At 61.7% G+C, this 22,376-nt stretch carries 18 protein-coding genes; 6 read left to right on the plus strand and 12 right to left on the minus strand.

Annotated features, from left to right (window positions below; all coding sequences use genetic code 11):
• Positions 1-10: 10 nt before the first annotated feature.
• From ACEN8R_RS24600 to tssA, 12 genes are all read right to left on the minus strand, one after another.
• The gene (locus tag ACEN8R_RS24600; RefSeq protein WP_052967849.1) at positions 11-445 is read right to left on the minus strand and encodes a DcrB-related protein; all 435 of its coding nucleotides are present in this window, start codon (positions 443-445) and stop codon (positions 11-13) included.
• A gap of 18 nt (positions 446-463) precedes the next feature.
• A complete protein-coding gene (locus ACEN8R_RS24605) occupies positions 464-2,401 on the minus strand; it encodes a type VI secretion system Vgr family protein (protein WP_018927409.1) in 1,938 nt (645 codons plus the stop codon).
• Positions 2,402-2,449: 48 nt separating this feature from the next.
• Positions 2,450-5,128 carry a type VI secretion system ATPase TssH gene (tssH, locus tag ACEN8R_RS24610; protein ID WP_495624402.1) on the minus strand — a complete coding sequence of 893 codons (2,679 nt, stop codon included), beginning with the start codon at positions 5,126-5,128 and terminating at the stop codon, positions 2,450-2,452.
• The gene (tssG, locus tag ACEN8R_RS24615; RefSeq protein WP_026286522.1) at positions 5,121-6,173 is read right to left on the minus strand and encodes a type VI secretion system baseplate subunit TssG; all 1,053 of its coding nucleotides are present in this window, start codon (positions 6,171-6,173) and stop codon (positions 5,121-5,123) included. The genes tssH and tssG overlap by 8 nt, the downstream gene beginning before the upstream one ends.
• Positions 6,137-7,996, minus strand: a complete 1,860-nt coding sequence (tssF, locus tag ACEN8R_RS24620; RefSeq protein WP_018927412.1) for a type VI secretion system baseplate subunit TssF — start codon at positions 7,994-7,996, stop codon at positions 6,137-6,139. The genes tssG and tssF overlap by 37 nt, the downstream gene beginning before the upstream one ends.
• Complete coding sequence (gene tssE / locus ACEN8R_RS24625; RefSeq protein ID WP_018927413.1) at positions 7,993-8,505, minus strand: type VI secretion system baseplate subunit TssE; 513 nt, start codon at positions 8,503-8,505, stop codon at positions 7,993-7,995. The genes tssF and tssE overlap by 4 nt, the downstream gene beginning before the upstream one ends.
• Complete coding sequence (locus ACEN8R_RS24630; RefSeq protein ID WP_018927414.1) at positions 8,499-8,924, minus strand: hypothetical protein; 426 nt, start codon at positions 8,922-8,924, stop codon at positions 8,499-8,501. Before ACEN8R_RS24630 ends, tssE begins: the two co-directional genes overlap by 7 nt.
• A complete protein-coding gene (locus ACEN8R_RS24635) occupies positions 8,924-9,376 on the minus strand; it encodes a type VI secretion system amidase effector protein Tae4 (protein ID WP_018927415.1) in 453 nt (150 codons plus the stop codon). Before ACEN8R_RS24635 ends, ACEN8R_RS24630 begins: the two co-directional genes overlap by 1 nt.
• Before the next feature lie 82 nt (positions 9,377-9,458).
• Positions 9,459-9,947: an Hcp family type VI secretion system effector gene (locus tag ACEN8R_RS24640; protein ID WP_018927416.1), complete on the minus strand. Its 489-nt coding sequence runs from the start codon at positions 9,945-9,947 to the stop codon at positions 9,459-9,461.
• Positions 9,948-10,033: 86 nt separating this feature from the next.
• Positions 10,034-11,527 (minus strand): type VI secretion system contractile sheath large subunit, encoded by a 1,494-nt coding sequence (tssC, locus tag ACEN8R_RS24645; RefSeq protein ID WP_018927417.1) that lies wholly within the window; start codon positions 11,525-11,527, stop codon positions 10,034-10,036.
• Between the two features lie 15 nt (positions 11,528-11,542).
• A complete protein-coding gene (gene tssB / locus ACEN8R_RS24650) occupies positions 11,543-12,052 on the minus strand; it encodes a type VI secretion system contractile sheath small subunit (protein ID WP_007894500.1) in 510 nt (169 codons plus the stop codon).
• 81 nt (positions 12,053-12,133) lie between these two features.
• On the minus strand, positions 12,134-13,171 hold the full coding sequence (gene tssA, locus ACEN8R_RS24655) for a type VI secretion system protein TssA (protein WP_018927418.1): 1,038 nt from the start codon (positions 13,169-13,171) through the stop codon (positions 12,134-12,136).
• A gap of 404 nt (positions 13,172-13,575) precedes the next feature.
• On the opposite strand from tssA, the gene tagH reads away from it, so the two are divergent.
• From tagH to tagF, 6 genes are all read left to right on the plus strand, one after another.
• A complete protein-coding gene (gene tagH, locus ACEN8R_RS24660; protein ID WP_026286523.1) occupies positions 13,576-14,988 on the plus strand; it encodes a type VI secretion system-associated FHA domain protein TagH in 1,413 nt (470 codons plus the stop codon).
• A gap of 75 nt (positions 14,989-15,063) precedes the next feature.
• Positions 15,064-15,570, plus strand: coding sequence for a type VI secretion system lipoprotein TssJ (gene tssJ, locus ACEN8R_RS24665; RefSeq protein WP_018927420.1), 507 nt, complete (start codon positions 15,064-15,066; stop codon positions 15,568-15,570).
• A gap of 16 nt (positions 15,571-15,586) precedes the next feature.
• On the plus strand, positions 15,587-16,921 hold the full coding sequence (gene tssK, locus ACEN8R_RS24670) for a type VI secretion system baseplate subunit TssK (RefSeq protein WP_018927421.1): 1,335 nt from the start codon (positions 15,587-15,589) through the stop codon (positions 16,919-16,921).
• 6 nt (positions 16,922-16,927) lie between these two features.
• The gene (locus ACEN8R_RS24675; protein ID WP_018927422.1) at positions 16,928-18,226 is read left to right on the plus strand and encodes a DotU family type VI secretion system protein; all 1,299 of its coding nucleotides are present in this window, start codon (positions 16,928-16,930) and stop codon (positions 18,224-18,226) included.
• On the plus strand, positions 18,223-21,723 hold the full coding sequence (gene tssM / locus ACEN8R_RS24680) for a type VI secretion system membrane subunit TssM (RefSeq protein WP_018927423.1): 3,501 nt from the start codon (positions 18,223-18,225) through the stop codon (positions 21,721-21,723). Before ACEN8R_RS24675 ends, tssM begins: the two co-directional genes overlap by 4 nt.
• Complete coding sequence (gene tagF, locus ACEN8R_RS24685) at positions 21,720-22,370, plus strand: type VI secretion system-associated protein TagF (RefSeq protein WP_018927424.1); 651 nt, start codon at positions 21,720-21,722, stop codon at positions 22,368-22,370. Before tssM ends, tagF begins: the two co-directional genes overlap by 4 nt.
• Positions 22,371-22,376 lie beyond the last annotated feature (6 nt).

The following is a 22,376-nucleotide window of genomic DNA, read 5'->3' on the forward strand; positions in this document are numbered from 1 at the left end:
AGGGTGCTCATCAGGCCGGAACGTCGAACAACAGCGAACTCTTGATGGTTGCCCAATGCGCGGCTTCGGCATCGCCGAGTTTTTCCGCCTTCACGTAGCTCAGGGCGAGCATTTTGCGGGTGCCGGGCAATACCAGCGCCAACTGATATTGGAAGACTTTGTCGTTGCCCTTGTTGAACTGGCTGCGCAACTCGATGCCTTCGACCTCCTGGCTGGCGCCCAGGCGCACGGCGACACCCGGCTGAAAACGCAAGTCCTGCACTTGTTTTTCCAGGCGCTTGAGCTGGTCGTCGAAGTTGCTTTGCAGGGTTTCGCCCTCGGCCAGCAAGCTGCGGCTGACAATCAGCGAGGTGCCCAGTTCGGGGAACTTGAGGATGTTGATCGTCGCGTCTTGCAGCTCGCCTGCCGGCAGCTGGAACTGGAACTCATTGATGCGGTAAGTCATGGCGCTTGAATCTCGTGGTTAGCCCTTGGGCTTGGGGAATGCGGCATTGATATTGGCGTCGATGCTGGCCTTGACGCCCTGGCCGTCAGGCGTGGCGCCAGGGCCGCCGCCGTTGTTCAGGTGCAGCACGCCGCCGGTGTTGATCTCGGCGTCACCGCTGGCATAGAAGCTTATTTGCACGCCGGTCAGGTTGATCTGGCCGCTGGCATTGAGCTCCAGGATGCTTTCGCCGCATACCAGCCGCAGGTTTTCGCCCACTTCGATGACGTAGCTCTGGCTGATGCTGTCGGTCTTGCGCTGGCCCACCGACAGAATGTCTTCCTGCTTGACGATGCGCAGCCGGTTGTTGCCGATGGTCACCGTCTCGTTATGCCCGATACTTTTGTTGCGGTCGTGGCCCACCGAGTGGCTTTCATCCACCTCGACCACGATGTCCTGATTGCGCTCGGCATGGATGTACAACTGCTCGGCGCCTTTTTTGTCTTCCATGCGAATTTCGTTGAAATTGGCCGGCGAGCCGCCCTTGCTCGAACGGCTTTTCATGCCGCTCTGGGTAGCGTTTTCCGGCAAGTCGTAGGGCACGGTCTGTTCGGCGTTGTAGACGCGGCCGGTGATGATCGGCCGATCCGGGTCGCCTTCGAGGAAGCTGACGATGACTTCCTGGCCGATTCGTGGGATTTGCATCGAGCCCCAGTTTTTTCCGGCCCAGGATTGCGACACGCGAATCCAGCACGAGCTGTTTTCGTTGGATTGGTCGTGACGGTCCCAATAGAAATGCACTTTCACCCGGCCGAACTGGTCGGTCCAGATTTCCTCACCCTTGGGGCCCACCACCAGTGCGGTCTGCGGGCCTTTGACGATGGGGCGGTGGGTGTTGGGCAGCGGGCGATAGCTTTGTTGTGCGTCGATGCAGGTCAGGCTGCTTTCGAACTGTGCCGAAGCCACGCCACCGCTGGTTTCCAGGCTTTCCTGGTCAATGTGGTAGCGGGCGCCGACGATCAGGTATTCGCGGTTCTGGTCCTGGCGGCTGAAGCCGGTGAGGCTGAACAAATGACCCGACCCCAGGCCTCGGGCGTTGCCGGCCAGCTCGACCTGTTCGTGCAGGGTCTGCAAGGCTTCGATACGGGTACGTGCGTAGTGTTCGCCGTCTTCGCTTTGCACATAGGTGCCGGGGTAGTCGTACAGCGGATAATCGCCGGCGGTGTGCGGACGGGGCATGGCCGAGCGCACGTCAATCCGCGCGCCAGGGCGCTGGAAGTCATAGTCGTTGAGTTCCAGCGAGCCCGGCTGGACTTGCTGGGCCAGGTGCCAATCGTAGATGTGATCGCGTTCGCGCTGCTGCTCATTCTTGGGGTAGTAGGGCACCGAGGCATAGCCGGGCACGTTGGCATGGGCGCCGTAGGCATCGGCCAGCACCAGCACATGACGACCCTGTTCATGGCGGAAGAAGTAGTAGATTCCTTCCTGTTCCATCAGGCGGCTGACGAAGTCGAAGCTGGTTTCGCGATACTGCACGCAGTATTCCCACTCGCGATAGGGCCGGCTCAGGGTATCTTCGAAATCCGAGAAACCCAGGTCACGAAACACCTGCTTGATGATCTGCGGGATGGTCAGGTTCTGGAAAATCCGGCAATCGGACGTGCGGGTCAACAGCCATAGCCAGGGCCGCAGCGTGACCTGGTAACTGGCGAACTGGCCCTGGTCGACGTTCTGGCTGCAACGGGCAACGATGCCATGGAAATGACGCTCGCCACCGCCGTCCAGTTGCAGGCTCAGGCACATGGGTTTGCCGAGCAACTGGTTGAGGTCGATGGCGTTGTCCAGCGAGTGCAGCTGCAACTCATAGTTGAACAGCCGCCCCAATTCTTCGTCTCCGCCCATGTCCTTGAGCAACAGCACATCCGGCCCCAGGGGGCTGGTGATCTTTGCCAGGCGTGAGAGTTGCTTGAATAGCATCAGTTATCCCTTGTCACTGCTCGGTTCCTTCCTACGGAGGAAGGCCGCTTAGGCGGCGTCGCTGAAGTCGTAGTGCAATTCGTTGTCCCGGGCGCTGATCCGCACCCCTGCCAGCGCTTTGCCTTCGAGCATGCGGGTGAGGAATTCGCGGCTCATGTCCGGTAGCAGGCTGTTGGTCAGAATGGTGTCGATCATCCGCCCACCACTTTCGGTTTCGGTGCAGCGGGAGACGATCAGGTCGATCACCGCGTCGTCGTAATCGAACGCCACTTTGTGGGTGTTCTCCACGCGCTTCTTGATGCGGTTGAGTTGCAGGCGGGTAATGGCCTTGAGCATCTCGTCGCTGAGCGGGTAATACGGAATGGTCACCAGGCGGCCCAGCAATGCCGGCGGGAAAATCTCCAGCAGCGGTTGGCGCAGGGCCTTGGCGATTTCTTCGGGCTCCGGCACGTTTTGCGGGTCTTTGCAGACCTGGGCAATCAGTTCGGTGCCAGCGTTGGTGGTCAGCAGAATCAAGGTGTTCTTGAAGTCGATCACCCGGCCTTCGCCGTCCTCCATCACACCTTTGTCGAAGACCTGGAAGAAGATCTCGTGCACGTCCGGGTGGGCCTTTTCCACCTCGTCCAGCAGCACCACGCTGTAGGGTTTGCGCCGCACGGCTTCGGTCAGCACGCCGCCTTCGCCATAGCCGATGTAGCCCGGTGGCGCACCCTTGAGGGTGGACACCGTGTGAGCTTCCTGGAATTCGCTCATGTTGATGGTGATGACGTTTTGCTCGCCGCCGTACATGGCTTCGGCCAGGGCCAGGGCGGTTTCGGTCTTGCCCACGCCGGAGGTGCCGGCGAGCATGAATACCCCGATCGGCTTGCTCGGGTTGTCGAGGCCGGCGCGGGAGGTCTGGATGCGTTTGGCGATCATCTGCAAGGCGTGGTCCTGGCCGATGATGCGTTTTTTCAGGTGCAGGTCGAGGTTGAGCACGGTTTCCAGTTCGTTACGGGCCATGCGGCCCACCGGAATCCCGGTCCAGTCGGCGACCACCGAGGCCACGGCCTGGTAATCGACCGTCGGCAGAATCAACGGGGTTTCGCCTTGCAGGGCGCTGAGACGCTGTTGCAGGTCCACCAGCTTTTCGCGCAAGGCGTGGCTGGTCTCGCTGCCGTCCTCGCTGTCCACCACGCCGACGCGTTCACGCAGGGTGGCGCGGGTGGCGAGCAATTCGTCCACCAGGGTTTTCTCTTCGGCCCAGCGACTTTCCAGCTCGGCGAGGCGTTCGCGTTCGGCACTCAGTAGGTTTTCACTTTGGGTTTGGCGGGCGCCGATGACGATGCCGATGGCGTGCTCGCGGGCGATGATCTGCAGCTCGGTTTCCCACGCCTCGATGCGCCGACGGCTGTCGTCCACTTCGGCCGGCACGGCGTGCAGGCTGATGGCAACGCGGGCGCAGGCGGTGTCCAGCAGGCTCACGGATTTGTCCGGCAGCTGGCGCGCGGGGATGTAGCGATGGGACAGTTTGACCGAGGCTTCCAGGGCTTCGTCGAGGATCTGCACCTGATGGTGTTTTTCCATGGTCGAGGCCACGCCGCGCATCATCAACAGCGCCTTGTCTTCCGACGGCTCGGCCACTTGCACCACCTGGAAGCGGCGGGTCAGGGCCGGGTCTTTTTCGATATGCTTTTTGTACTCGGCCCAGGTCGTGGCGGCCACGGTGCGCAGGGTGCCCCGGGCCAGGGCCGGCTTGAGCAGGTTGGCCGCGTCCCCGGTGCCGGCGGCGCCACCGGCACCTACCAGGGTGTGGGCTTCGTCGATAAACAGGATGATCGGTTTTGGTGAGGCCTGGACGTCTTCGATGACTTGGCGCAGGCGCTGTTCGAATTCACCTTTCATGCTCGCGCCGGCCTGCAACAGGCCGACGTCCAGGCTGCGCAGTTCCACATCCTTGAGCGCCGGCGGCACGTCACCGGCGACGATGCGCAGGGCAAAACCTTCGACCACGGCGGTTTTACCGACGCCGGCTTCACCGGTCAGAATCGGGTTGTTCTGCCGACGACGCATGAGGATGTCTACCAATTGGCGGATCTCTTCGTCACGGCCGACGATCGGGTCAAGCTTGCCACTGCGCGCTTGTTCGGTGAGGTCGACGGTAAAACGCTTGAGCGCTTCCTGCTTGCCCATGGCACTTGGGGCCATGGCGCCACTGGCTTCACCGGGCACGCTGCCGGCGTTGAAACCATCGCTGGCGCTGAGTGCATTTTCCGGCGAGTCGCCGACGTACTCGTCAAAACGCTCGCTCAGGGCCTCGACCTTGATCTTGTCGAACTCTGCCGACAGTCCCAGTAATCCATGGCGCAGGCTTGGGGTCTTGAGGATGCCCAGCACCAGATAACCGGTACGCACCTGGCTTTCGCCGAACATCAGGCTGCCGTAGACCCAGCCACGCTCCACGGCTTCTTCCACATGGGAAGACAAGTCAGTGATTGACGTCGAGCCCCGTGGCAAACGGTCCAGGGCGTCGGTCAGGTCCCGGGCCAGGCGCGCCGGCTCGATATTGAACTGGCGGATGAGGCGGTGCAGGTCCGAATCCTGCAATTGCAGCAACTGATGAAACCAGTGGGCCAGTTCCACATAAGGGTTACCGCGCAACTTGCAGAACACGGTGGCGGCTTCGATGGCTTTGTAGGCCACGCTGTTGAGTTTGCCGAACAACGCGGCGCGACTGATTTCACCCATGCTCTTGGCTCCTTGAGATCTGTGAGGTGTTGGCTTGCTCGGCGTAATGCCGGGCCAGTATTAAGTCCTTGGCATCTTTTGCGGGCTTGCCCACCCAGGTATTGAACCCCAGGCGGAAGCGGCCATTGAGTTGCAGCGTCGGCACTTCGGGCTGTTTCAGAACCAGGTTCAGATCCCAGTCCAGTTCATGGCCCAGGTATTCGGCCACCCAGGCCACCAGCTCATTGAAGGATGGGCTGCCGGGCAACATGCTCATGTAGTCATCCAGCTTGAGCGGCCCCAGGCGAATGCGGAATTTGTGCTGGCGATCCCAGACGCAACGGCCCAGGCAAAAATCCACGCCCAATTGATGGGCGCTGACGCCCACGCGGCTGCGCTCCGGCAGCACCAACCATTGACCGACGTATTCTTCGATCTCCACCGGCAGGCCGAAGTACTCGCCGATGATTGCCTTCAAACCGTCGGGATAGCGGGTTTGTGCCGACAGATGACCGCTGTAATGCAGCTTCGCCGTGTCGGGTATCAGGCCTTGTTTGAGCAGGCTCGGCATGCCTCGACCGCTCAGCGCTGCCAGACGTGCCGACCAGTAGTCATCGTCCGGGCGATCATGGCTGACTGTCGGTCGCGCTTCGGCCCAGGCCCGGTAAAACAGGCTCAGCAGGCGATGGTGGAATACATCCAGAAAGCGTTTGCTGGTGCTGTCGGCGTTGTTGCGCTGGCGTTCACGCACATATTCGGTGAGGTGCAACGGCAACGGGCCGTTGGGGCCGCCGAGGCCAAAAAAGAATTGTTCCAGACGTGCCGGCGAACCGTCGATGCCCGGCTGTACCGAGGCCAGGGTCGAGGGGGCGAAGGTGCAATCGGCTTGTTGCCCAAGGCGCAAGGGGTCATCGGCCAGGCGCAACGAATGACCCAGGCGCGGAAGCTCAGGCGATTCGCACTCGATGCGCCGTAATGCCTGGAAGAAGTCGTATTCCCAGGGCTCCTGGTGCATCGCGTCCAGGGTATTCACAGGGTCGGACGACGTCCGGGTTTGGCTTTCCATCGCATGATCTCGCCGCGCTCGGTGGTACGGATCACCGTCTCGGTAAAACTGTTGATCGACACGTAACGTGCCAGGAAGCGCTCGAACACTGCACCGAGCAAAAAGACGCCCGTGCCACGAAACGCGTTCTCATCGAATTCCAGGGTGATCTCCAGGCCGCGGCCAAACACGATCGGGCCCGGCATTGGCAAACGTCGGGTGCAGGCCTTGCTGCTGACTTCGCGCAGGCCTTCGATCTGCAATTGCAAGGCTGCATCGTTGTCGTCGCCATACAGGCGCAGCAGCTCGCGCAGGGCGGCGGCGCCCTGGCCTTGCTCGCTGAGGGACAAGTAATTGAGCGAAAGCTGGCTGATCAACCGCCAGGCCTTGGCGTCGTGGGCATGGCTGGCGCGTGGGCGGCTCGGGCCGGCCACGCAGCGTACCGCCGCTACCGGTGCGCTGTCGGCCAGGGTGAAGTCGGTCTTGTTGTTGCCCACGCTCATGAACAGGGGCAGGTCGCGGTTGGTGCATAACGCCGTTACGCCCAATTGGCGCAGGTCGTGACGATAGGGCGCCTGCTGGCTGTCCACCAGACTGACGAAGGTTTCGCTGCCGATGTAAGTCGAACGTGGGCCGTTGCGCCGCTGGCCGCTGGAGAGCATGCGGGGTTCGCGCCGCACCGTGTAATACGCCTGATCGCGGCCGTAGCGAGACGGATCGCGGACGGCGTAGAACGGCAAAAAAGGCTGTTCCGACCCGGTGCCATGGCCGGTGAGGGCGGTCAGGGAATGAATCTCGAAATCCATCGGCCGGGTACGGTCGGCGATCACATGGTGTTCATTCACCCGTTCCGACAAGTGGATGCGATCCAGGCGCTTGGGAAACAAGTTGATTGCCGGGGTGCAGAACGGCAGGAACTGTGCGGCACCGACACTGCCTTCCAGGCTCGGATCGTGACGGTCGAACAGCACGATCAATTCCAGCTCCTGGCCCTGGCAGCGTTTGACCGCCCGGCTCAACCCGGTGAAGTCGACAAACAGAAAGCGGCGGGGCAGGGCGAAGTATTCCTGCAACAGGCGATAGCCCTGGAAGGCTCGCGACACCACGGGCAGCGCGGCGTCGGTATCGTCGAACCCCACGGAGCGCAGTGCATCCTGGGGCAGGCGTTCTACCCAATCGCCGCCGGGCTGACGGGCGAAGACGGCGCAGGCGTTACCCAGCAACTGTTCGTAGAGGCGAAAGGGTTGTTCGTCGGCGCCGTTGAGGTACAACGGCAGGTTGTCCAGGGCCAGACTGTTGAAAGGCAGTTCGGCACCGGTGCGCAGGGTCAGGCGCAGGCCAGCCTTGGCCTTGGGGGCACTGGCGGCCAGGCGCCCGAGCACGGCGGACGGGTTGCCGAAGTACTCGGCCTGGCTGACCTGCAATGGCCACAACGTCACCGCATGGGCGGTGCGGTACTCACAGCAGGTTTGGCTTTCGCGACCCAGGGCTGCGCGCAGAACCGTATCCCGGGGCAACGGGAAGCCGCTGCTCAGTGAGCCTTCATCGGGGTCTGCCTGAAATTGCACCACGGTCATCGACGGTGTTGGCGCCAGGTAATGGGGGTACGCGATTTCCAGCAGGTTGTGGGTGAAGGTCGGGTATTCGGCATCGAGCTTGAGCTGTACCCGCGCCGTCAGGTAGGCGAACCCTTCCAGCAAGCGCTCGACGTACGGATCGGCGCAGTCCATGCCGGACAACGTCAGCCGGCTGGCGATTTTCGGGTACTCCTGGGCGAACTCCGCCGCGCTTTCGCGCACGTGGTGCAGTTCCTGGTTGTACAGTTCCAGCAGGCGCGGGTTCATGAGTGTCTCCGCTGGTCGGCGTTGACCACTCGCACATGGCCGGATTCCAGGTCCAGGTCGGTTTGCAGCATCAGGCGCAGCGGCACTGGCTGCGCCCAGAGATCGCCTTCGATCTCGAAACTCAGGGCGTTGTGATTCATCTCGGCGGATGCCCGGGCCCGCACGCGCAGGGTATGGCGCAGAATTCGCGGCTCGAACGTGGCGATGGCCTGGTGGATCAGTGCTTCAAGCGCCGCGATATCGACGTTCGATGCACTGTTGCCGGCCAGGGCTGGCAGCCCGAAGTTGACCACCGAAGTGCCGGCCGGTGTGTGCAGCGTCGCATCGGCGCTGAGCAATGACGTGGTGTTGAGCAGCCACGCCAGGTCCCGCAGCACCGAGGCTTTGAGTTGGGTCAGGGACAGCACGCGCTTGTCGGCGCTTTCCTTGAGGTTGCCTGGGTCGTCGTCGGTCAACCGATCCAGCAGGGACGGTTGCAGGCGATCGCGGGTGGCGATGTCGGTTACCACGTAAATGGCGCTACATACATTTTTTGGTCCCCTCCCGTGCCGCAGGACGCAAACGTGTTGACCGCTCCCGCCTCCAGCCCTCCCGGGATCTGGCGGATAGCCTGCATTTTGCTGAGGCAGTCGCGGCTGGGCGCAGGCATGTGCTCGCTGCGCCAGACCGAAAATATCGGGATGTTGTTGAACGTTTCTACGCGCAGTTGCTGTTGTTTATTCAGGCTGAAGCTGCAAGGCCATTCCATGTCCAGCTTCATGCGACTCTGGTCGGGTTTGACCAGCGTGCATTGACCCTGGTCGTTAATCAGGCTGAGTTGCTGCCCAACAAAGACGGCCTGGGTTGTTGGCATCTGGGCATGTTCGGCGCATGCGCTCAGGCTGGTCAGGCTTATCGCCAGGCACATGGCGAGCCGGTGATTTTTCATTATGCGAGCTCCCAGAACCAGACAGCTCTGGATCTGTAAAAGAGGTCGCCGGTTTGGGTCAGGCCCCGATTCCATAGATCAATATGATCGCCAGTACGATTGTCCGCCGACTCCCCTGACTGCTGGAAACAGTCCTTGAAGAAGATAAGCCCGGTCTTGCCCATCAACGTGCGACGCTCCTCGGCGCTGTTACCCAGAATGGTTGGCCGCCCCAGATGATGCTTCCACAACCAGTTCGCCAGCGACTCGGCACCCCGGGCGTGCTCATGTGCACACTTGGGTTCGGTATAGGTGGATTTGTTGACCTTGATGGTCAGCTCTGCATTGAGTGTCGCGCTCATGCGGATAGCACACTGGTTTTCCCAAGGGCCCTCACAGGGCTTGGCGTCAGGATACGTAACCAGAAGGTCGGAATAGGCTTTCCACAAATTGACAAACGAAGGCTTGGCCATGACTCAGACACCGGATGGGAAAGGATTGGATTCGAGCAAGCACCAAAATGCCCCCGGCGCATAACGACGGGGGCACGTTCGATTACACCTTGACGTTCTGGCGGATGTTCCAGCCGAACTTGATCGGCCCGCCTTCCTTGGTGCCGTCGGCTTTTTGCGGCTGGTAGTCCACCAGCACCTTGGCGAAGTTCAGGGTGACGTTTTCAGTCAGACGATCATCGCTGCCCGAGCCGCCGGTGCTCAGGGAACTGATCAGCACTTCTTCCAGGTTGATGATCATGTACTCGACCTGGCTTTCGCCGCCGGCCTTGCGCACGGTCAGCTTGACCTTGTCGATGTGCTTGCCGCTGGCGCAGTGCATCATCAGGTTGGGTGTAGCCTTGTCGACGTACTTGGTCAGCGACAGGTCCTGGACGTTCACCTTGCCGGCTCCGCCGCCGCCGCCCACGTGCATATTGCCGGACTGAGACATGCCCCAGCTCCAGTTCAAGACGTCGATTTCGTCCTTGTGGGCCTTGTCCATGGACTCGCCCTTGATGTCGCCGATCTTGATGAAAATATCAACAGCCATGTTCTCTCCCTGTGTGGTGTCTACCACGTTGTGTTTTTCTGATCGTTCCCACGCTGAGCGTGGGGACGATCACATCAAGGGCGGTGTTACGCGCCTTTGGCCGAAGGCAGCTTGGATACCAGGCGCAGTGACACAGTCAGACCTTCGAGCTGATAGTGCGGGCGCAGGTAAAACCGGGAGTTGTAATACCCCGGGTTGCCTTCCACCTCTTCGACAATCACTTCGGCCGCCGCCAATGGGTGCTGGGCCTTGGTGGTTTCGGTGGAGTGCGCTGGGTCACCGTCGACGTAGTTGAGGATCCAGTCCTGCAACCAGCGCTGCATTTCGTCCTTCTCTTTGAAGGAGCCGATCTTGTCGCGCACGATGCACTTCAAGTAATGGGCGAAACGGCAGGTGGCGAACAGGTAGGGCAGGCGCGCGGCCAGGTTGGCGTTGGCGGTAGCATCCGGGTCGTCGTACTCGGCCGGCTTTTGCAGCGACTGGGCGCCGATGAACGCGGCGAAGTCGGTGTTTTTCTTGTGCAGCAGCGGCATGAAACCGTTCTTCGCCAGTTCCGCTTCACGGCGGTCCGAAATGGCGATTTCGGTCGGGCACTTCATGTCCACGCCACCATCGTCGGTCGGGAAGGTGTGCGCCGGCAGGTTCTCCACTTCACCACCAGACTCCACGCCACGAATGCGCGAGCACCAGCCAAAGTGTTTGAACGAGCGGTTGATGTTCACCGCCATCGCGTAAGCGGCGTTGGCCCAGGTGTACTTGGAGCTGTCGGCGCCGTCGGTGTTTTCTTCGAAGGCGAAGGCTTCCACCGGGTCGGTCTTGGCACCGTACGGCAGGCGTGCCAGGAAGCGCGGCATGGTCAGGCCGATGTAACGCGAGTCTTCCGATTCACGCAGCGAGCGCCAGCCGGCATATTCCGGGGTGGTGAAGATTTTGGTCAGATCGCGCGGGTTCGACAGTTCCTGCCACGAGCCCATGCCCATCACGGTCGGCGATGCGGCGGCAATGAATGGTGCGTGCATGGCGGCGCAGACTTTCGACAGTTCGCCCAGCAATTCGACATCCGGCGGCGACTGGTCGAAGTAGTAATCGCCCACCAGGCAGCCGTAAGGTTCGCCGCCGAACTGGCCGTATTCTTCTTCGTACATCTTTTTGAAGATCGGGCTCTGGTCCCATGCGGTGCCCTTGAATTTCTTCAGGGTCTTGTGCAGGTCGGTCTTGGAGATGTTGAGCACGCGGATCTTGAGCTGCTCGTCGCTCTCGGTGTTGTTGACCAGGTAGTGCAAGCCACGCCAGGCGCTTTCCAGTTGCTGGAACTCCGGGTGATGGATGACCTGGTTGACCTGGGCGGTGAGCTTGGCGTCGATGGCGGCGATGATCGACTCGATCGACTTGATGGCGTCGTTGGACACCAGGTCGGTCTGCGCCAGGGCCTGTTCGGCCAGGGTGCGCACGGCGGTCTCGACGGCTTCACGGGCGCGTTCGGTCTTGGGTTTGAATTCTTGCAGCAGCAGGGAGGCGAACTCGCTGGCTTCTTCGGTGGTGCCCAGTGTCTGGGCGCTTGCGCGTACTGGATCGGTCATGATCATTCGTCCTGATTAAGCCTGAGGCTCGGCGGGCTTGGGCGCACTGGCAAGTGCCTGGAGCAGCGCCGGATCCTTGATGGCCTTCATGATGATTTCTTCGGCACCGGTCTTGCCGTCCATGTAGGTCAGCAGGTTGGCCAATTGAGTGCGCGCTTCGAGCAGTTTGTTCAGCGAGTCGACCTTGCGCGCCACGGCGGCCGGGCTGAAGTCGTCCATGCTTTCAAAGGTGATGTCCAGGCTCAGGTTGCCTTCGCCGGTCAGCTCGTTGGGCACGTGGAACGCAACGCGTGGCTGCATGGCCTTGAGGCGGGAGTCGAAGTTGTCCACATCCACTTCAAGGAACTTGCGATCGGCCACAGGTGCCAGAGGCTCGGCCGGCTTGCCGGCGAGGTCAGCCATAACGCCCATTACGAAGGGCAACTGGACCTTTTTCTCGGCGCCGTAAAGCTCGACGTCGTACTCGATCTGCACTCGAGGCGCACGGTTGCGCGCGATGAATTTCTGAGAACTTTGCTTCGCCACGTTGCTGCTCCTGGTCGCTCAAGCGACGGTGTTGGCGTCATCGGCGGTGCCGGTGACGTGACTGCGTGATCCGTACGCTTTTTATTCGCTGTCTGGTCCGCGCAGGTTTTCAAATTGGCTGATGCCGTCGGGAATCAGGTTGCGCACGATCGCCGCGAAGTCGGCGTGCACCAGATTCTTTGCCCGATTCAACAGCACCGGCAGGGGGCTGGAGGGCTCGTGACGGGTGTAATACGCAAGAATCCGGTCCAGGCTGCGCAGCACGTCGTCACGGTTGTTGATTTCGCCGCTGCTGGCGTTAGCGTTGGCGTTGCGCGGCGCGCTTGGCGCGGTGGGGTATTCAACCGGCGCGGCACTGTCGTCGCTGATGGCATCGGGCTGGGGGCTGTCGCCGCTCTGCGGGGCGAACTGGCCGAGAATCTGCAAGGCCATTTTGAGCGGTTGCTTCAATGGGCCAAGGTCAACGCCCTGGGCGGAGCCGACTTGTTCGCTGACGTGTTGCTCGATGGTCTCGGCGGCGCTACGGGCCTCGTGCAAGGCTTTGCGGATGATGTCCAACTGTTCGGGATCGCTGTCGAGGAACGCTCCGGCGAGTTGTTCGGCGCCGAGGTTTTCGTCAGGGAAGCTTTGCAGACCGCTGGCGTTGGCGGCGGCGCGCAGGCTGACAGCGCCAAAGGTTCGCGAACGGGCCAGGATACTTTCGCGCAGCAGGCGAATGGTGGCATCGGACGCCAGGCCGGCGAGGGCATTGATGCGCACGGTGGGATCGTTGTCGTCTTCGGCATCCAGGCGTGGATGCAGGTCGGCCCAGTATTGCTTGAGCAATTCGCTGATCAGCGTCAGGACGCGGGCCAGGCCGGGGACACCTTCCAGGGCAAGGGAGCTTTGCAAAAGGAAATGGGTGATACGCAGGTCTTTGCTGCGTTGCAACAAATCCAGGCTTTGCTGCTGGATGCTGCGCCATTCAGGCGGTTCGGCAGGCAATATCGAATCGCCCATGCTGCGCTCGGGCTGGCCTTGGGAATCGCGTTCCAGGCGCAAAAAGTCAGCGTCGTATTCCAGATCTTCGCCACAAGGCGAAGTCGCGGAAACGGCGGCGAGCAGCAAAGGCACTTCCACTGAAATTGATCTCCCTATCGCCCGCGACAGAAACGGGCAGTTCACACGTTAGTTCCAAGTGGAACTTCGCATGTTTCCTTGTGTGTAATGGCCCTTTGGATCCTCTGTGATCTTAAAGTGCCATCACTGTATTCAAGAAAGTTGTTCATTTTTGGTGTAGTACTTATGGCTTGTCAAGGTAAGCTATTTCTCCTGTGTGACAGATGTGAGGTGCTTAACAACCCTCGCGACCGGTAGGTCCAAGAAGGTACTGACGCAGATTTTTTGTCACGTAAACCGGTTAAGATCAGCAAATGTGCTGGTAAAAAGCTGTTTTTTAGGTTGTTTGCAAGGTTTGTCGGCGAGCTTCGCGGGGATTGATCCCTTCATTCGCCGGCGCGCAAAGTGTGCAGCAAGGAGGCAAGATGCCGCTGTGTTTGACTATCACTAGTTATCACAAGATTACCCCTGGTCAATGCTCTGAAAAATCCATGGATCAGGGAGTAATGGCAATTGGCCGTAATTCTGATAATGACTGGGTATTGCCCGATCCAGAGCGCTTGGTTTCCGGAAAGCATTGCGTTATTCAATATAAAGATGGCCGGTATTATTTAACCGATAACAGCACTAATGGTGTGGAATTGGTTAAGGCCGGCATTCGTCTACGCAAAGGAAACAGCGAGCCATTGCAAGATGGGGAAGTTATCCGCATAGGTGATTATGAAATCCAGGCGCGCATCGATTTCAATCTGCCGGTGACTGACAACAACCCTTTTGCCGATTCGTCCAACAGCTTCGAGGCTCTGATGGGGCGTCAGGGCGCCGGCGTGGCTGCGCCGACATCGTCGCCCATGACACCACCTGCACATTTCCAGGGTGTGTCGGCCATGGACACGCTGCCGGACTTGTTCGACTTTCTGGCACCGACCACCGTCCCGCCGGCCACCCAGTCCGACCATGTCCCGGCTGAGCAGCACGACTTCCGCCCACCGACCCCGATCCCCAACCCGACGCCCATGGCCGAGCCTGTGCCGCTGGCGTCGGCCCCAGCCCCGGTGATTCCGGAAGATTGGGACCTGTTCAGCGACCAGCCTGCGCCGATGGCGATTGCTCCCTTGCCTGTTGCAGAAGTTGCGCCACCACCCGTACCTCAAATCAGCGTGCCGATCGAGCCGGCACCCCTGCGCGAACCGCCCGTGGCTATCGTTGAGCCCCCGGTCAATCCGGTCAGCCCGGTCGACCATTCGCAACCCGACCTGTTGCGAGCCTTTCTGCGCGGCGCCGGGCTGGATCAAGTGCGCCTGGAAAAGGCCCAGGCCGAAGCGCAGATGGAAAGCATAGGCCGCAGTTATCGATTGATGGTCGAAGGCCTGATCGATGTCCTGCGCGCCCGCAGCAGCCTCAAGGGCGAGTTTCGCATTCAGCAGACGATGATTCAGCCGGTGGAAAACAACCCGCTGAAATTCGCTCCCAACGTCGATGAGGCCTTGCTGCTGCTGTTGCGCCACACCAATCAGGCGTTCATGGCGCCGGACCTGGCGGTGCGCGACAGCTTCGATGACTTGCGTGCCCACCAGTTGGCGGTGATGGCCGGTGTGGAAGCGGCGATCAAGCATCTGCTGGCGCGTTTCGAGCCGGCACAACTGGAAGAGCGCATGGGCAAGCCCGCTGGCCTGTCGAGCATTTTCAATGGTTCACGACAGGCCCAGTACTGGCAGCAGTTCACCGAGCTCTACAGCAATATTTCCCGTGAGGCCCAGGAGGATTTCCAGGACCTGTTCGGTCGGGAATTCAGCCGTGCCTACGAAGAACACAGTACCAGGCAACGCCGCCGCTGAGCGTGGCCGTTGCATAACGGCATTCAGAGCAAAGAACGGAACAACGGATAGCTGAAACGTCATTGAGGACGCAGGATGATTCACAGGTTTTTACTCGCAGTCGCCACCGCGCTTCTGCTGACCGCGTGTGCCAAGGAGGCCACCAAACCCCAGCCCGAAGAGGCTGAGGCCGACACGGCCGCCGTCGAGTTGCACTTTCACGCCATCGCCGGGCTCAACCCCGGAGCCACTGGCCAGCCGGCCCCGGTCCGGGTGCGCATTTTCGAATTGAAGAATGCCGCCACCTTCGGTCGTTCCGATTATTTCGCACTGGCCGAACGAGCCCAGGCGACGCTCGGTGCGGATCTGATCGACCAGGACGAAGTGCTGATCCAGCCTGGCCAGCAGTTGAGTCTGCAGCGTGACCTCGATCCGGCCACCCGCCATATCGGCGTGCTGGTGGGGTATCGCGAGCTGGATCAGTCGCTGTGGCGCACGGTGATGAACGTCCCGCCGCGCCAATACACCGAATACCAGATCAGCCTCGACGTGCGAGCCGTGCGCAGCGCCGTCGCGGTTCCCCCATCCAGCCCTGCCCAATAAACAATCGGAGCCCCCCATGTCCTGGAACAATCGCGTGGTCTGGTCGGAAGGCATGTTCATTGGAACGCAGCACTTCCAGCAGCATGACCGTTACCTGGAGAATCTCATCGACGCCCGGAGTCGCCCATTGTCGGCCGGTGCCTGGGGGTTTTCTGAGTTGCTGATCGACCAGGGCCTGCTGGCCCAGGGCAAACTGGCGATCATCTCGGCGCGGGGCCTGTTGCCAGACGGCACGCCATTCAACATTCCCCAGGATGACCTGGCGCCGAGCCCGCTGAATATCGATGACAACCTGCGCGATGGTTTGGTGTACCTGGCCTTGCCGCTCAAGCGCGCCGGCGCGCGTGACACCGTTGACGAAGGCGAGGCCCTGGGCGCTGCGCGCTATGTGAGTCAGGTGCGCGAAGTGCGGGACGACAACGCGCCGTTCGAAAACCAGGCCCCGGTGGCCGTGGGGTCGAGGGCACTGCGATTATTGGTCGCCCGGGATGGCATCAGCGACTACGCGGCCATCGGCCTGGTGCGAATCAAGGAGAAACGCGCCGACCGCGCCTTGGTGCTCGATGACACTTACATCCCGCCGCTGCTGGATGTGGTCGCCTCCACGCCCTTGGCTGCGTTTCGCAACGAGCTACTGGGCCTGCTTCATCAACGCGGAGAAGCGCTCGCTGGGCGGGTGGTGGCGTCCGGTGCCGGCGGTGCTTCGGAGATTGCCGACTTCATGCTGCTGCAACTGGTCAACCGTGCTCAGCCGTTGATCCAGCACTTGAGCCACTTGAGCCCTTTGCATCCCGAGCGCTTCTACAGCGAGTTGGTGAGCTTGGCCGGGGAATTCTCGACTTTTACCGCTTCCGGGCGGCGACCGCAGGAATTCCCGCAGTACCAGCATGATGACCTCGCGCTGAGCTTTGCGCCGGTGATGCAAGCCCTGCGTGAAGCGCTGTCGATGCTGATCGACAGCAAGGCCACGCCGATTCCGATCGTCGAAAAAGCCTATGGCATTCATGTGGCCATGCTGGCTGACAAGACCCTGCTCGACAACGCCAGTTTTATTCTGGTGGTGCGCGCCGATGTACCTGCCGAGACCCTGCGCAGCCGCTTCGGCCTGCAGAGCAAAATCGGCTCGGTGGAACACATTCGCGACATGGTCAACCTGCAATTGCCGGGCATCGGCCTGCTGCCGCTGCCGGTGGCGCCACGGCAGATTCCCTATCACGCCGGCTCCACCTATTACGAACTCGACCGGGGCAGCGAGCATTGGCAACAACTGGCCAACTCCGGCGGTTTTGCGTTCCACATCGCGGGTCAGTTCCCGGGGTTGAACCTGGCTTTCTGGGCGATCCGAGGATAAACCGCGATGAATAACGACGATCGTACCCAGTTCATGCCGACACCCGGTGGCCGTGGCGCCGAGCCGGCCCGCCCGGACCCTGGCCGCGCCCAGCCCGCGCCACTGTCGATGCCGGCCGCGCCGCTGTTGACCGGCAAAGCCGAAGGTCTCAACCCCCTGGAGAGCGCCGCGGGCCCGCTGCTGGCTTTGCTGACCCGCTTGCGCAACACCATTGCCCACCCGGCACCGGCGAGTCTGCGGGCGCAACTACTGGCCTACCTGCGCCAGTTCGAGGAGCGCGCCGAGGCCGCCGGCGTGGTGCGCAACGATGTGTTGCTGGCCCGTTACGCCTTGTGCACCGCCCTGGATGAAGCGGTGTTGAGTACGCCGTGGGGCGGCACCGGCGACTGGGGCAAGCAGAGCCTGCTGATCACCGTGCACAACGAGGCCTGGGGCGGCGAGAAGGTGTTCCAGCTATTGGAACATTGCCTGCAAAGCCCCCGCGAACGTTTGTATCTGTTGGAGCTGTTGTACCTGTGCATGTGCCTGGGTTTCGAAGGGCGTTATCGGGTCATGAATGATGGTCGCAGCCAACTGGAGGCGTTGCGTGAGCGCACCAGTGCGGTTATCCGCAGCGCCCGTGGCGAATATGAGCGTGAACTGTCGCCCCATTGGCGCGGCGTGACCGTGGCGCGCGATCGACTGGCGCAATTCATGCCGCCATGGATCGCGGTGGCCATCGGTGTGGCGTTGCTGCTGGCCCTGGTGTTCGGCCTGCGCTTGAAACTGGCCGCCGATGCCGAGCCGGTGTTTAAAAACATTCATGCGCTGGGCGAGATCCCGGTGCAGGCCATCGACCGTCCGGTGGTGCAGCCGAAACTGGTCGAGCGGCCACGCTTGGCCGGTTTTCTCGCTGATGAAATCAAGGCCGGCCGGGTGGCCGTGGAAGATGCCGTTGACCGTTCAGTGGTGACTATCCGTGGCGATGAGCTGTTCGCCTCGGGCAGCGCCAGTATCGTCGACAATTTCCAGCCGCTGATGCTGCGCATCGCCGATGCCATTCGCAAGGTCAAGGGCCAGGTCCGGGTGACCGGTCACAGTGACAATCGCCCGATTGCCACCTTGAGGTTTCCATCGAACTGGGCGTTGTCCGAGGCACGGGCCACTTCGGTGCTGCAAATCCTTTCGGCCAAGACCGGCCAGCCCGAGCGCTTCAGCGCCGAAGGCCGCAGCGACACCGAACCGTTGGCCTCGAACGCTACGACCGAGGGCCGCGCACGCAATCGTCGGGTCGAAATCACAGTGTTGGCGGAGGGGGTCGAGTGAAGGCGTTTTTCAGTTTTATGACCCGCTGGGTCATTCCGTTGCTGGGGCTGATCGCCCTGAGCCTGATCATCTGGTTTGTCGGGCCGCTGCTTGAGCTCCTGGTGCCCGAAGGCCGGCGCTGGGCGCTGATCATTCTGGTATTCGCGGTGTGGATCGCCTATCGGGTGTTTCGCATCATCCAGGCCCGCCGTCAGGCCGCCGAAGTCATGCGCAGCCTGGCGGCGCAAACCCCGCCGGACCCGACCAGCATCGCTACGGCCGAAGAGCTCGAAACCCTGCGCCAGCGCATGGACGAAGCCCTGACGCTGTTGAAGAAAGCCAAGCTGGGCGGCGACGAACGACGCAATCTCTACGAATTGCCGTGGTACGTGATCATCGGCCCGCCGGGTTCGGGCAAGACCACGGCGCTGGTCAACTCCGGTCTGCATTTTCCGTTGGCCGCGCAGTTGGGCGCCGGTGCGGTGCGCGGCGTCGGCGGTACGCGCAATTGTGATTGGTGGTTTACCGACCAGGCTGTGCTGCTCGACACCGCAGGCCGCTACACCACTCAGGACAGCGACGCGACGGTCGACAAGGCCGCATGGCTGGGCTTTCTGGGTCTGTTGAAAAAACAGCGGGCCCGTCGCCCGATCGACGGTGCATTTATCGCCATCAGCCTCTCCGACCTGTTGCTGGGCAGCGACGCCGAACGCGCCGCCCATGCCGCTGCGATACGCCTGCGCATTCAGGAGCTGTACACCCAACTGGGCGTGCGCTTCCCGATCTACCTGATGCTGACCAAGCTCGATCTGGTGCCCGGGTTCATGGAGTATTTCGACACCCTGAGCAAGGAAGAGCGAGCTCAGGTCTGGGGCATGACCTTCGCTCTGGATGACGGCAAAAGCAATGACAGCCCGCTGGCCCATCTGCAAAGCGAATTCGCCGGTCTGGAGCAACGCCTGAACGATCGGCTGGTGGAGCGCTTGCAGCAGGAACGCGACCCGGCGCGACGCGATCTGATCTACGGTTTTCCACAGCAGTTCGGCGCGTTGAAGGATTGCCTGCAAAGCTTCCTTGAGGGCGTGTTCAAACCCAACGCCTTTGAAGAGCGGGCGCTGTTGCGCGGGGTGTATTTCACCAGCGGCACCCAGGAAGGCAGCCCGATTGACCGGCTGATCGGCTCCATGGCCCAGAGCATGAACCTGGACCGCCAGCACCTGGTGCGCCAGAACGGCACCGGGCGCAGTTACTTCATCGAAAAGCTCTTCAGCGCCGTGGCCTTTGCCGAGCGTGGGCTGGTGGGTGTCAATCCGAAAGTCGAACGTCGACGCAAGTGGATCGCCCAGGGCGTGCTGGCCTCGACTGTAGCCTTGGTGCTGGTGGTCGGGACCTTGTGGTGGGTCAGCTATCGCGCCAATCAGGCGTATATCGCGCAAGTCGATCAGAAAGTCGTGCCCTTGGGCCAGGCCGTGCAGAACCTCAGCCCGGCGCAGCGGGACGTGCTCGCCGTGTTGCCCTTGCTCAACGCAGTGAAGCACTTGGCCGATGATGCGCCGAACTGGGCCGAAGGCTTGGGTCTGTATCAGGGCGACATGCTTGAAGCCGAGTCCGGCAGCGTTTATCGCAAGCTGTTGATCGCGGTCTTCGCGCCGCGCTTGCTCACGCGTATCGAGGAGCAACTGCACGGCGGCGGCAATTCGGACTTCCTTTACGAAGGCTTGAAGGCCTACCTGATGCTCGCCGACAGCGAGCATTACGATGCTGATTTCATCAAGGCATGGATCGCCCTGGACTGGGACCGCAGCCTGCCGCGCGACTTACCGGCCGAGCAGCGCGTAGCCCTCGGTGAGCACTTGCAGGCGCTGTTCGAACGCCATCCGCCCACTGCGCGTCTCGACCCACGCCTGATCGACGATTTACGCCGGCAGTTGCAACAGCTGCCGGTGGCCCAGCGTGTCTACGACCGGATCAAACGGCAGAAGCTGCCGGACGGCATTGCGGACTTTCGTCTTAACGAAGCGGCCGGGCGCGATGCTGCGCTGGTGTTCAGCCGCAAGAGCGGCAAGCCGCTGGGCGACCCCTTGAGTGGCTTCTTCACGGCCAAGGGTTACCGCCAAGGGTTTTTGCTCACCAGCCTGAACCAGACCGGCACCTTGGCCGAGGAGCAGTGGGTGCTCGGTCGCGATCAGGCAGAACAACAGAACGTCGCCAGCCTGGCTGCCGATGTACGCCGTTTGTATTTCCAGGATTACCAGCGCCAGTGGGACGCCTTGTTGGCTGATATCGACTTCGTGCCGATCACCAGCGTGGCCCAGGCCGCCGATGTGCTGCGGGTGATTTCCGGGCCGACTTCACCGTTGAAAAAACTGCTGGTGGCGGTGGCGAAGGAAACCGACCTGCAACAGGAAGAACGCGTGCTGGCCGCCAAGGGCGCGCCGGTGGAGGGCGGGGTCGACAAGCTCAAAGAGCGCTTGGGCACTTTGCTCGGCCAGGAGCAGGCGATGCAAAACACGCCTGAGGCCAGTGACGATCCAGTCACCGCGCATTTTGCCGAACTCAACCGCATCGTCAGCAAGAACGAAGGCGAGCCGGCAGCCATCGACGGCCTGCTGGCCGACATGAACGCCCTGTATGTGCAGGTCAGCGCCATGGTCGGTGCCAGCGGCGACGCCTTGCTTGGCGAAGCCAAGAACCAGGCCGCAGCGGCGGCGACGCGGGTCAGCCTCAACGCCGAGCGTCAACCGGCGTTGGTGCAGGGCCTGGTCAAGTCGGTGGTCAACTCCACCACCAACAGCATGATGGGTGGAGTACGCAATCAACTGAACGCGGCCTGGACCAGCGAAGTGGTGAACATCTATCGCCAGTCCCTGGCCGGGCGTTATCCGATGTCGCCAGGCAGTGCACGGGACGCGACCCTCGACGACTTCGGTCAGTTCTTCGGCGTGGGCGGGGTGATGGACAACTACTTCCGCAAATACCTGCAGCCCTATGTGGATACCTCGACCCAGGCCTGGCGCTGGCAACCGGGCGCCGCGCAGAAGCTCGGCATCGCCCCGGGCGTGCTGCAAACCTTCCAGCGGGCAGCGACCATCCGGGATGCGTTTTTCCGTTCCGGCGGTACCCAACCGATGGTGCGCTTCGAACTCAAACCCGTGGCCATGGATTCCACCATCACCCAGTTTTTGCTCGACCTCGACGGCCAGCAATTGAGCTACGACCACGGACCTAGCCGTCCGACCGCCATGCAATGGCCCAACCCCGGCAGCATCGGCGTGGTGCGGATCTCGATCATGCCGCCCACGGCCAGCGGTCGGTCCGGCATCACCCTGGACGGGCCCTGGGCCTGGTTCCGCCTGCTCGAGCAATCGGACCTGACCGCCGGCAACTCGCCGGACCGCTTCAACCTGCGGCTGCGGGTCGACGGCGCCAGTGCCTCTTATGAGCTACGGGCCAACAGCGCCTTCAACCCGTTCAAGAGCCGTGTGCTCAGCGGTTTCAGCCTGCCGGAGCGCTTATGAGCACGCCGGGCTTCTATGGAAAGTTGGCCAGTCGTGGGGACTTTGTCAGCCGTGGCTTGCCGCAGAGTTTTATCGGCCCCTGGGATTCGTGGCTGGCGGCGGGGCTGCTCGCCAGCCAGAGCCTTGGCGACCGTTGGCTGAATGCCTATCTGGTCAGTCCGCTGTGGCGCTTTATGGTTGCGCCCGGTGTGTGTGGGCCGCAGGCCGCCGTGGGGGTGGTGATGCCGAGCATTGATCGGGTTGGCCGGTATTTTCCGCTGACCGTCGCGGTGCTGCTGGATCACGACGCTGATCCTGCGTCGGTGATAGGCGGCTCGGATATCTGGTTTGAACAGGTCGAGCAATTGCTGTTGAGCACCTTGAACGTGGAGGCAAGCTTCGAGGCCTTCGGTGCAGGACTGGAGGCGCTGGGCAGCCCGGCTTATCTGCGACGCACCCCGAGCGGCCGTTTTGCCGGGTTGCACCGCTTTGATGCCACTGATCCGCAGGCGCGAATGATCGCCCTCGCCGAACAGGCCTGCGAAGGGGCCAGTGTGTGGTGGGGCCAGGGTTCGGAGCGCATCGCCCCCGGTTTATTGCGGTGCCAGGGCCTGCCGGCCGCCGCTGATTTTGCGCAATTTTTGCTCGGCCAAGAAGGTGTTGTGTAGATGTGT

Source organism: Pseudomonas sp. Pseusp15, assembly GCF_059492165.1.